Source organism: Clostridium sp. UBA2485 (assembly GCF_002341865.1).
GTDB lineage: Bacteria > Bacillota > Clostridia > Clostridiales > Clostridiaceae > Clostridium_J.
Genome location: NZ_DDOV01000121.1, coordinates 1 through 11,249, shown reverse-complemented (window position 1 = coordinate 11,249; position 11,249 = coordinate 1). Strand labels below are relative to the sequence as shown.

The window sequence follows — 11,249 nt, the reverse complement described above, 5'->3', positions numbered from 1 at the left end:
ATTTCATTATTTTCATTATTATTTTTACTTTTATTATGAGAATTAATAAATTCATTAAAGCTACTATATCTTAATAAGTCTTTTGATTTTAATTCTACTGGATTTTCTTGCAGTAGCTCTAATCCTAGTTGAGTAATCTTTATCATTCCTCTTTTAGGAGCTTCTGCTAATCCTGCTTTTTTCATATAAGTCTTAGCCCAATTTACTCTATCATAAAATACTAACTTTTTTCCGCTAGGTAAAAGTTCTCTTAATTCTTGTTCTGTAATATTTAACTTCTCAGCTAATATGTCTATACATTCCTTGTTATTATAAGTCCTTCCATCCTCTAAGCACTTTAATAAAGGAAGCATTACTTGTTCATATGTAGGTATCGCCATATTTATTCTCCTTCTAACGATTTATCTTATTATAATTTAATTTTATCTTATTAGCATAATTATAACATTTCAACTTATATTGCAATATCTAAATTCAATGTGCTTATTCCAACGTCTCTTAACGTAAAAGAAGAAGGAGTATCTGTAAAAGGTACTCCTTCTTCCTTTCTTAAATATTCAACCAAGCTATTATTTATTCTTAACTTTATTGAATCTATTTCTCTTAATCCATTTGCTGTTATTTTTTCTAATAAGCTCTCTTTATATAACTGGAATTTCTTTATTTTAATTACTTATTAATTCTTTGATTAGATAATGGAGCTTGTTTTAACGTAAGCCCCTCTTTTATAAAATTCCTAGAATTAAATCTATTTATATTTTAATAATAAAGGTAGTTATCTCTGGAATGTTTCCTAATCTAGGACGCAACTTGGTATTTCCTAGTCCTGTATTGACATATAGTTTTGTTTCTCTTTCATTATTTAATTGATAAAAACCTTTATTATACTTCTCAGATAATACGTTGTTAATTATTGGTCCATAGAAAGGTATATATACTTGTCCACCATGACTGTGACCTGCAAGAGCTAAGTCTATAGGATAATCTTTAAAATCATCTATTAAATCTGGTTCATGAAGAATTAGTAAATTAATATCACTTTCATTAATACCATTCATGGTTTCTTCTGCATTATAGCCTCCCATAAGTTTCTCGTCAGCTCCAAATATTCTTATATTAGCATCTTCTAATTTTATATATTCACTTGAATTTTTTAATACTTTAAATCCTGATTGTTCCATAATTGAGTCATAATATCTAACTGCCCCTCCTCCATAGTCATGATTACCGTATACTGCGTACTTTCCTATTTTATAATTTATTTTGCTTAACACATCAGCTATCTTAGATATCTCTTCATATTGTGATGCATTATCTATCAAATCCCCAGCAAAAATAACTATGTCAGGCTCTGTACTATTAATCTTTTCTACCACTTTTTCTAATTGTTCCAGTGAAAAAAACTCTCCTAACTGCGTATCTGAAAACTGAACAATTTTTAATTCTCTTCTTTCACCTTTATCAATAATAGTCCCATAATCTTTAACTCTCATTAACTTAGGTTCTATGTACATTGAATATACTCCGATAATAGCTACAATTATTATTAGATATATTATTATCTTCTTTAATATTTTCATTTATCTACTCCTTATATTTATAGATTTAAACCTTTATTCAACAATTATTTTATATGCCTTAATAGGAAGTTAGATATATCTTTTCATACTATATCTATATTATATAAAAATAAGAAGCCTATTTTTTTAATAAGCTTCTTAAATATATAAAATTTTATCATATTATCATAGATTTTAAAACTAAGATTTAATTTATTATTTTTTCTTATTTATCTTCGTAGTTATACTTTTTTAAATAATTGGCAACTGCTTTCTGATTTTCGTGCCACCATAATATTTCACAATCTTTTACTTTGGTAAATCCTAGTTTTGCAGCTAATTGATTTGAAGGTTCATTTCCATAATCAGCGTCCCACAATGGAATAAGTTTTTTGTTTAGACTAGTATTTATAAATATTTGGCATGCTTTAGTTGCAAAGCCCTTTCTTCTAAACTCTTCTCTTGTATCAATACTTACTTCCGAATAACCTCCGCCTATATAAAATGTAGTGCAAACACTAACTATTTCTTTATCCCTCATAATACAATGCCCAATTCCATTTGAGCAAAAATTTCTTGGGGTTCCCCAATGTACTTTGAAAGTACTATCCATTTCATCTGCATATTTGTGAAAAAGTACCTCATCCATCTTTTTCATTTCATAGTCACTACTTAAATCTATGTTATCTATATTTTTACCTTCATAAATATAAATTGAACGTTTTAACCTTACTACACTTCCTCTTAGCATTTCCTCTAATATATCAATCCACTTATTTGATGATGCATATAAATCATAAAATATATGATGATTTTCTGCTTTCTTTAAAAAATCTATAATATCTTTATTGAAAGCTTCATTTGTTTCCTTTCCTAATACTAGATATTTACCTGAAATACTTGTTATTAAACAGCTTTCAGGGTTATCAATACAATTTACATAGACCTCTCCTGGAATATTATTATCAATTACAGAAAGTGCAAATTTGCATTCTTCTCCTGAGCTATTTAATAACTCAGTAACCTTATAATATTGATTCTTTTCTAATTTTTCCATCCTAAATGCCCCATTAACCCATATAAATATTCTTGTTTTAATCATTGTTTTTCTTGTAATAACTATTTACAGATAAGCTACTAAAAAGTTAATCTACAACAAATAACTGCACTATTAAATGTTTTAATTCATAACCTAAAATAATTAGCAATTTAATGAAAACTATTAAAAAGTATAATTTCACGCAAATTACAGAGGTTCTGTCATTAAGTTCTTTTGTAATAAAACAGCTTATACTTTCATTTAATACTTCAAATCAATTAATTTTGTATTTTTCTGCTTTCTGAACAGTTATCTTTTTTCATTGAAATTATTATAGTAGTAAATAATCCTCCCCAAAGTACTGTCGCACCTATACTGAAGAATATTATTGCACTTAATGTCATTTTTATCACCATACCTTTATTCATTTTTTAAATTAATATTATCTCTCCAAGGTTGTTTACTTATTAAAATTGCTCCGATAATTCCTATTAAAATAACTCCCCATCCATAAACAAGCAATGCCAATAAATTGTATCCACCATAAGGTGTACGCATTTCTGTAATAAAACTTTGAACTAGAATGAAAGTTAAAACACTTGGGTTTATATATTTAGTAATTATATCCCACCATTTTCCTATTCTATAATAAGATATTGAATTTGTGTGATCACGAATAGTTTTAGGTTTTACAATCCATCCTATTAAGATAGTTTCTAATAATCCAACTACAACTACTCCATAATTATTAATAAAGTTATCCATAATATCTAATAGGTATAATCCTGCTTTAGTTGCAAAGGAGAGACTTATAATAAATCCAATTAACAAAATTCCTGTTACTACTTTTTTACGTTGCCATCCTGTTTTATCTATTATGGCTGAGGATATTGCTTCAACTAAGGATACTGCTGATGTCAATCCTGCAAATATTAGGCAAGTAAAGAACAATACAGATAGTATATTTCCCCATGTGCCCATCACTGAAAATACTTTAGGAAATGCTATAAATGCAAGACCTATACCATCAGATGCAACTTTATCAATAGATACTCCTTGATTGGTCGCCATGAAGCCAAGTATTGCAAAAACCCCTATGGCAGATAAAAATTCAAATCCACAATTAGCAAAAGCTGTCATGAATGCACTGTTATTTATATCTGTTTTTTCAGGAAGATAACTGGAATAAGTCATCATAATTCCTGTAGCTATGCTTAATGAAAAGAATACTTGTCCATATGCTGCAATCCAAACTTTAGGATCTTTAACTTTTTGCCAATCAGGTGTAAACAGTGTGTTTAAGCCTAAAGAAGCACCTTCTAAAGCTACCCCCTTTATTACTATAATTATCATTATTATTAATAGAGCTGGTAATAGTATTTTACTTAATTTTTCAATTCCAGCTTTTATTCCTTTATAACATATAAACCAGTTAATTAGCCAAACTAAAGTTATTCCTATTAGTATTGGAACGATTATACCTCCAAAATCGAAAGGCGATGATGATAATTTTAATACTTCATTATAAAAGTAACTATTAGTGTCATTTCCCCATACTTTATTAAAGCTTAATGTTAAGTACTTTATAGCCAAACTCAAAATCATTGAATAATAACATAAAATTATAACTGCGCTAATTATAGGCCACCAACCAAGCCATTCCCATTTTTTATTTGCTCTTGCTATTGCTAGTGGTGTTGAACCTCTAAATTTATGCCCCATTCCATATTCAAGAATTAATAGTGGTATTCCTGCTGTGAATATAGCGAAGAAATATGGTATTAAGAAAGCTCCACCTCCATTTGAATAAGCTATGTAAGGAAATCTCCATATATTACCTAGTCCTACAGCAGAACCAATAGCTGCAAGTAAGAACCCTGCTTTTGTCCCCCATTGTTCTCTGGATTTTTTCATTTCTATTCCTCCTAAACTATTTGTCTGAATCTTCCAAATATTGATATTTATAAATAAAAAAGCCCCACAGTTTATACTATGAGACTTTTTTACCTAGGATATCATAAAAGTCCCATAGTCTATCTATGGGACTCCATTTATTTCAATACAAATAATTAGCCACCATAGATGCAAAACGCCTGTTCTGGCGATTGCACCTATAGTAGTATGTAACGTATCTATTATGCAACCGCTATCTTAAGTTAGCTAATAAGAGTAGATTATTCAATTTTGAAACAGATATATTTATTTTGATATTCATAATAATCCTCCTCTTGGTAATTTTATGTTATGATATCATGCTATTTTAATAATGTCAATATAATTTAAAAAATAATATAAAAATAATGAATCATTAGAAATTATTTCTTTCTTTTGACACCATAAGAAAATCTTTCTCAACTATATAATTAATTTCCAGATATTTAAAAACTTTAACACATTTATTTTAACTAAAACAAACTTTTTCATAAGTAAAAACGCCGCTAAATTATCTTTAGCGGCGTTTTTATTTTATATGTTATGCTTAATTGAGGCATCTTCAAAAAAATAACTAGTCAGTATACTAGTCTATTTTCCATCATACTGCGTCAACAGAACTCACTCATAGCTTAAACTATGAGCGAAACCTGTTTCCTTGTCTGACATAAAATAGGCGTCGCATCTTTGACTAGTTATTTTATTTCAGATTCCTAGAATCTATTTTGCGGCTTCTTTAGATGCTGGAAGAATTACTTCTACTTCACTATGTGGTCTTGGAATTACGTGAACTGATACTAATTCTCCAACACGTTGTGCAGCAGCAGCACCAGCGTCTGTAGCAGCTTTAATAGCTCCAACGTCACCTCTAACCATAACAGTTACAAGTCCGCCTCCAATATATTCTTTACCTATTAAATATACATTTGCAGCTTTAACCATAGCATCTGCAGCTTCTATTGCTCCTATTAATCCTTTTGTTTCTATCATTCCTAATGCATCGTGTTTCATATTAAAATCCTCCTAATCGGTGTTTTTTATTATGTTATGCTTCAATTAAAAATCTTATTTTGTAGCTTCTTTAGATGCTGGAAGAATTACTTCAACTTCGCTATGTGGTCTTGGAATTACATGAACTGATATTAATTCTCCAACACGTTGTGCAGCAGCAGCACCAGCGTCTGTAGCAGCTTTAACAGCTCCAACGTCACCTCTAACCATAACAGTTACAAGTCCGCCTCCAACATATTCTTTACCTATTAAATATACATTTGCAGCTTTAACCATAGCATCTGCAGCTTCTATTGCTCCTATTAAGCCTTTTGTTTCTATCATTCCTAATGCATCGTATTTCATATTAAAATCCTCCTAAATATTTTTTATTTATATATTTTAATTTTTATTTATAACCTTTATTTAACTATTGTTATTTTTGATTTTGAATTAATGCCCATTGCATTAGCTTCTTCAATATCAAGATGACACTCAAGTTGTGAAGAATTATTAGCTCTAATAGCCACGTTGCTATATACTCCGCCTCTTAAATCTTCAAATTTTATTGATACTATTTCTCCGTCATGTACTCCTAGATTTCTAGCATCTTCAAGTGTCATATGAATGTGTCTTTGTGCAACCATTAATCCTTCTTCAATTTGAACAGAACCTTTTGGTCCAATTACTGTGATTCCAGGTGTTCCATTTAAATCTCCAGATAATTTTACATGTGATGCTACTCCAAGTTTAACGCAATCTCCAGCTAAAACTTCAATTTGAGTCTTACTTCTTACAGGACCAAGTATTCTAACTTTTTCAATTGCACCTTTTGGTCCACAAATTGTTACAACTTCCTTACAAGCATATTGTCCAGGTTGAGATAGGTCTTTAAGCTTAGTAAGCTGATAATCTTTACCGAAAAGACTCTCTAAATCCTTTTGTGAAAGATGCACATGTCTATTTGAAATTCCTACTGGAATCTCAGATGAATTTTTCTGAATTCCATTATTTGCTTCATTGCTTTTAATGGCTTCTAGTAAAACTCTTAATATTTCTTCGCAATTTTCCATTAGTTTGCCCCCTTCATAGCAGCAACTATTTGGTTAACTAAGTCTAAAAGTTCTTCATTTTTTGTGCTTTCACTATTGCATTCAGTACAATTGTTAGTGCTTTTAGCAGAATCATTAACTTTATTTAAAACTTCTGCAGCTGCTGCAATTTGAGCTGGGCTCATATTCATAAATTGATTTTGTACTGCATGGCAATTTTCAGCAGTTTTTATACGATTGAAAGTTGGATCATTAGATGCTAATGTTGCACAGTCTTTTAAACCATAAGCAACTCTTTTTATGTTTATAAGGTGTTCAGGAGTAACGTTCTCAGATACTGAACTTCCTCCCCATGTACCACAACCTAAAGTAAATGAAGGGTTAAGACCTGTGCTTGCACCTGTTCCACCTTGAGATCCACCAGTATTAACAAGAATACGAGAAGCTGGTTTTTTAGCAAACTTCATAACCATATCTCTATCTTCTGTATGGATGCTCATTGTATGACCAATTCCATTTTGAAGTAATTCAATACTTAATTCACATGCTTCATGCCAATCTTTTACTGTATAGAATGCAAGAACTGTTGTAAGTTTTTCAAAAGATAGTGGATTACCTTCACCTACTCCATTTTGCTTTCCTATAAGTACTTTAATGTCTGATGGAACTGTGAATCCTGCAGCATTTGCAATAACTTGTGGACTTCTTCCAACAAATTTAGCATTCATAGCATGTCCATTCTTAAATAACAGCTTACAAACTTTATTAGTTTCTTCTTCTGTCATAAAATATCCGCCTTGCTTTTTGAACTCTTGAACAACTGCATCATAATTGCATTCTTCACAAATTATTGATTGTTCTGAAGCACAAATTGTACCATAATCAAAAGTCTTACTTGCAATAATGTTTCTAACAGCCTTTTCTACATTAGCAGTTCTTTCAATGTATGCTGGAGAGTTTCCTGCTCCAACTCCAAGAGCTGGTTTTCCTGAGCTGTAAGCAGCTTTAACCATTCCTGGACCACCTGTAGCTATTATTATAGCAACTTCTTTGCTTTTCATTAAATCGTTTGTAGCTGCAATTGTTGGTATAGTTACAGAGCTTATGATATTCTCTGGTGCACCAGCTTCAATAGCTGCATCTCTCATTAATTCAACTGCTTTAATTGTACATTTTGCAGCAGATGGATGTGGTGAGAACACTATAGCATTACGAGATTTAATTGCAATTATAGATTTAAAAATCGCAGTAGAAGTCGGGTTTGTTGAAGGTACTATACCCATAACTAAACCAACTGGCTCAGCAATCTCTATAGTCTTATTTACCTCATCTTCTCTAATTACACCTATAGTTTTCATGTCTTTGATTGAATCATATAATATAGTAGATGCTAAATGGTTTTTGAAAGTTTTATCTTCAGCTTTACCAAAGCCTGTCTCTTCAACTGCCATTTGTGCTAAGCAAGCTTCATTTTCTTCTGCTACTCTAACCATATTACGTAAAATTTTATCAATTTGCTCCTCAGTATAATCAGCAATTTTATCAGCTGCTATTTTTCCAAGTCTAGCAAGATTTCTTGCTTCTTGTATTGAACGCAAATCTTTATCAAAGTTTTCCATTATTCATTACTTCCTTTCATAAACCTTAAATAGCTAATTTTTCTCGTAATATAATTTAAATTTAGTAATTAGTGTATTCTTACCTGCCTTTGAGGTGGCTCTACCTGTAATTCCAAAATCTTTATATTCACGAGCTAAATTTCTAAGCTTAATAACTTTTAGCTTATCTAGTATTAAAAGGGTTTGTTCTATACCATTTTTATTTACTAGATTGTCTACATCATCTTTATGCAAATTCTCTAAGTCTAACTTATGTAGTTTATCTAAATCCATTTTCAAAGCATCTTGATCTTCTTTAATCTCATCTTCAGCTTCTACTACATATACTTCTTCTTTCTGTTCTATATCTTCTATTTCTTTCACTTCTTCAATTTGTTCTGCTTCTTCTACATCTTCTGTTTCTTCTAATTTTTCAGTTTGTACTTCTACTTCTACTTCTACTTCTTCTGTTTTTTGTATTTCTTTGGCTTGTTCTACTTCTTTTAATTCTTCATTAAATGATGGAACTTCTAAAACCTCTGGTGGAGTATTAGGTCCAATTATGCTTTCCACTTCCTCATGAGGACGTGGAATTACATGATTCGAAACTAAAAATTCTTCATCAAGTTCTTTAACAGCTGCTACTCCAGCTTCTATAGATGCTTGTACTGCACCTACATCACCTGTAACTAAAATTGTAACAAGACCTCCACCTACATAAGTTTTTTCAATAATACTTACATCTGCAGATTTCACCATTGTATCAGCTGCTTCAACAGCTGCAAGTAATCCTTTTGTTTCTATTAAACCAAGTGCTTTCATAGGCTAATCCTCCTAATCTTCTATAAAAGATCCGCCCAGTTTGCCGGATATGTTGTGTAAAATACCCTAGCTTTATCTGGTGAACCCCAAACCACTTTAGAACCTGATGGCACAAATAGTACATCTCCAGGATAAGCTGTATATGTCTTTCCATTGATTTCAACTGTTAAGGTTCCCTCAATAACATAATCAATCTCTTCGTAAGTTAATTCCCAATCAAACTTTGAATTTTCGATAACTAAAAACCCAGCACTCATTTTTGATTCTTTTTTACTTACTAATTCTTGAAAATAAGCTTTTGCATTTGGATTACCAGTATCAAATACATCCATTTTTACCGTATTTCCTCTAACAACTTTAAGTCCATTAGGGTCACACTCTGCTTCAAATGGAAGATTCTTTTGCTTTAAACATTGAAGCATTTCTTCTAAAAGGCCCTTATCCATCATTTTTCTAAAGAAATTAAGCAACATTTCGCTGTCAATATTATCTATGCTTGGAGTTTTGTTAACTCCTAAATCCTGTACTTTAGGTGCAGGAGCTGCTGCAGTAAACACTATTCCATTATTTTTTGCAAGATCTTGAGCTGATGGTGTAATTATTTCACTGCCATCTACATAAAGTGTTTTTTCGCCCTTTAATATTAATGCTTCAACATCTTTTGCACAGATTAATTTTTTCATGTTTTCACATCCTTTCAATATAGTATTTGATATCTATAAAAACCATAAAATACTATGATTTTTTCGAATGTGGTCTAATCAAAATTACAATCATGATCAATTATTCCAATAACAACTGCATCTACAGGAATATTATCATCTCCTAACATTCTGCGAGCAGATGATCCGGTACTAACGACAACTTTATCACCAATACCTGCACCTATAATGTCAACAACAATAAATCTGCGTCCGTCATTTATTCCGCCAATTTCCTCAGCAAGCATAAATTTAAGTCCGCTAAGGGATTCTGCTTTTCTAGTGGCCCATATATTATCAACAAGTCTTGCTGCTATCATATTGTTTTTCCTCTTTCATTTTCAATTTAATCTCGTTTAATGCAGCTTCAACTGATGCTGTGTCACCTAAAATCCCAATTAAAACCATGTGCTGGGGACATAATCCCCTAATATCTTCAACAGTAACCCCAACAGCCTTTTCAGCAATATCTGCCGCATAAATCATATCGATAAATTTACCTTGAACGAGTCCTATTGCATCAGCGTTTTCTAAATCCGTTTTACAACTTCCACCCATTCGTCTTTTAAGAATTTCTTTAGTGCTATCAGAAGGTGATTTTATAATTCTAAAATCCACTTTTAAACACTCTCCTTATTGAGCACATTCAAATAAATGACAATCAATTTATTTGAATGTGACTTATTCTATGATATCTTGTGTACAACTTAATGCTATTCCAAGTGGTGTAACAAACATAGGATTTTTAGGTTTATGAGTATATATCCCTGTACTTTTTTCTATAATTCCTTCAATTCCTGTTAAGCAGCAAGTACCACCTACTAAAGAAATTTCATCTACACTATAATTCCTAATATTATTAGTAATTATTGATGCTATCTTTTCAACTACTGGTTTTAGTATCGGTAAAATCTCTTTATGGTTTTTATTATCTCTTTTGAACTTATCTGCTTTTGAAAAATCAATTTTATATGCACCTGATATAACAAGTGAACAGTGAGTGCCCCCTGTAGCTTCATCAACAACATGAACAACTTTTCCATCTTTTAAAATTGATATCCCAGTTGTTCCACCACCAATGTCTACAACAGCGCCGTTTTCAATCTTAAGTACAGCATTTGCAGCGGTAGGTTCATCTAAAAGACAGGTCAATTCAAATCCAGCTGCTTGAACCACATTTTTAATTGCTCCAGAATCTAAAGTATCTGTTCCAGGTGGAATTGCTGCTGCTGCATAAATAAGCTCAGTATTTAATTTCCCCTCTATTTCCTCTTTAAGTTCTCTAACAAGTCTTACTGCACCAATATAATCAACAACCATACCATCACGAACTACATCAGCATATCTGTATGCACCAGCAACAGGTTTATAGTTTTCATCTAAAACTGCTAAAACTACACATGCAGTACCTAAGTCTACACCGGTATAATAGACAGAAGATTTTTTTGTAATTGGTTTTTTTATAACTTCTTCGAATTTTTTAATTAAATCATCACAATATTCAAAGTTTATTCTTTGATTTGACATTTTGCCCTTTGACATTCTTTTCCTCCTAC

Annotated in this window: 14 protein-coding genes; all 14 read right to left on the bottom strand. The window is 31.2% G+C overall.

Translation table 11 applies throughout. From position 1 onward, the window contains the following. Positions 1 to 380 (bottom strand): winged helix-turn-helix domain-containing protein (locus B3603_RS22735; RefSeq protein ID WP_291569125.1); only part of this gene is annotated, 380 nt, incomplete at its 3' end. 372 nt (positions 381 to 752) lie between these two features. Then, on the bottom strand, positions 753 to 1,580 hold the full coding sequence (locus B3603_RS22730; protein WP_291569124.1) for a metallophosphoesterase: 828 nt from the start codon (positions 1,578 to 1,580) through the stop codon (positions 753 to 755). 205 nt (positions 1,581 to 1,785) lie between these two features. Further along, positions 1,786 to 2,616 (bottom strand): GNAT family N-acetyltransferase, encoded by an 831-nt coding sequence (locus tag B3603_RS22725; protein ID WP_291569123.1) that lies wholly within the window; start codon positions 2,614 to 2,616, stop codon positions 1,786 to 1,788. Between the two features lie 260 nt (positions 2,617 to 2,876). Next, positions 2,877 to 3,002, bottom strand: coding sequence for a MetS family NSS transporter small subunit (locus B3603_RS22720; RefSeq protein ID WP_312575132.1), 126 nt, complete (start codon positions 3,000 to 3,002; stop codon positions 2,877 to 2,879). Between the two features lie 16 nt (positions 3,003 to 3,018). Further along, positions 3,019 to 4,512, bottom strand: coding sequence for a sodium-dependent transporter (locus B3603_RS22715; RefSeq protein WP_291569121.1), 1,494 nt, complete (start codon positions 4,510 to 4,512; stop codon positions 3,019 to 3,021). A gap of 738 nt (positions 4,513 to 5,250) precedes the next feature. After that, positions 5,251 to 5,541 carry an ethanolamine utilization microcompartment protein EutM gene (eutM, locus tag B3603_RS22710; RefSeq protein WP_080619036.1) on the bottom strand — a complete coding sequence of 97 codons (291 nt, stop codon included), beginning with the start codon at positions 5,539 to 5,541 and terminating at the stop codon, positions 5,251 to 5,253. A gap of 54 nt (positions 5,542 to 5,595) precedes the next feature. Beyond that, on the bottom strand, positions 5,596 to 5,886 hold the full coding sequence (gene eutM / locus B3603_RS22705) for an ethanolamine utilization microcompartment protein EutM (RefSeq protein WP_291569120.1): 291 nt from the start codon (positions 5,884 to 5,886) through the stop codon (positions 5,596 to 5,598). A gap of 56 nt (positions 5,887 to 5,942) precedes the next feature. After that, a complete protein-coding gene (locus B3603_RS22700) occupies positions 5,943 to 6,593 on the bottom strand; it encodes a phosphate propanoyltransferase (protein WP_291569119.1) in 651 nt (216 codons plus the stop codon). Then, positions 6,593 to 8,191, bottom strand: coding sequence for an acetaldehyde dehydrogenase (acetylating) (locus tag B3603_RS22695; protein ID WP_291569118.1), 1,599 nt, complete (start codon positions 8,189 to 8,191; stop codon positions 6,593 to 6,595). The genes B3603_RS22700 and B3603_RS22695 overlap by 1 nt, the downstream gene beginning before the upstream one ends. 33 nt (positions 8,192 to 8,224) lie before the next feature. Next, positions 8,225 to 8,992, bottom strand: a complete 768-nt coding sequence (locus tag B3603_RS22690) for a BMC domain-containing protein (protein ID WP_291569117.1) — start codon at positions 8,990 to 8,992, stop codon at positions 8,225 to 8,227. Positions 8,993 to 9,012: 20 nt separating this feature from the next. Further along, the gene (locus B3603_RS22685; protein WP_039633161.1) at positions 9,013 to 9,675 is read right to left on the bottom strand and encodes a cupin domain-containing protein; all 663 of its coding nucleotides are present in this window, start codon (positions 9,673 to 9,675) and stop codon (positions 9,013 to 9,015) included. Between the two features lie 74 nt (positions 9,676 to 9,749). Continuing rightward, positions 9,750 to 10,013 carry a EutN/CcmL family microcompartment protein gene (locus tag B3603_RS22680; protein WP_039633159.1) on the bottom strand — a complete coding sequence of 88 codons (264 nt, stop codon included), beginning with the start codon at positions 10,011 to 10,013 and terminating at the stop codon, positions 9,750 to 9,752. Beyond that, positions 9,991 to 10,311: a BMC domain-containing protein gene (locus B3603_RS22675; protein WP_291569116.1), complete on the bottom strand. Its 321-nt coding sequence runs from the start codon at positions 10,309 to 10,311 to the stop codon at positions 9,991 to 9,993. The genes B3603_RS22680 and B3603_RS22675 overlap by 23 nt, the downstream gene beginning before the upstream one ends. Before the next feature lie 63 nt (positions 10,312 to 10,374). Next, positions 10,375 to 11,220, bottom strand: coding sequence for an ethanolamine utilization protein EutJ (gene eutJ / locus B3603_RS22670; RefSeq protein WP_291569126.1), 846 nt, complete (start codon positions 11,218 to 11,220; stop codon positions 10,375 to 10,377). Positions 11,221 to 11,249: the final 29 nt, after the last annotated feature.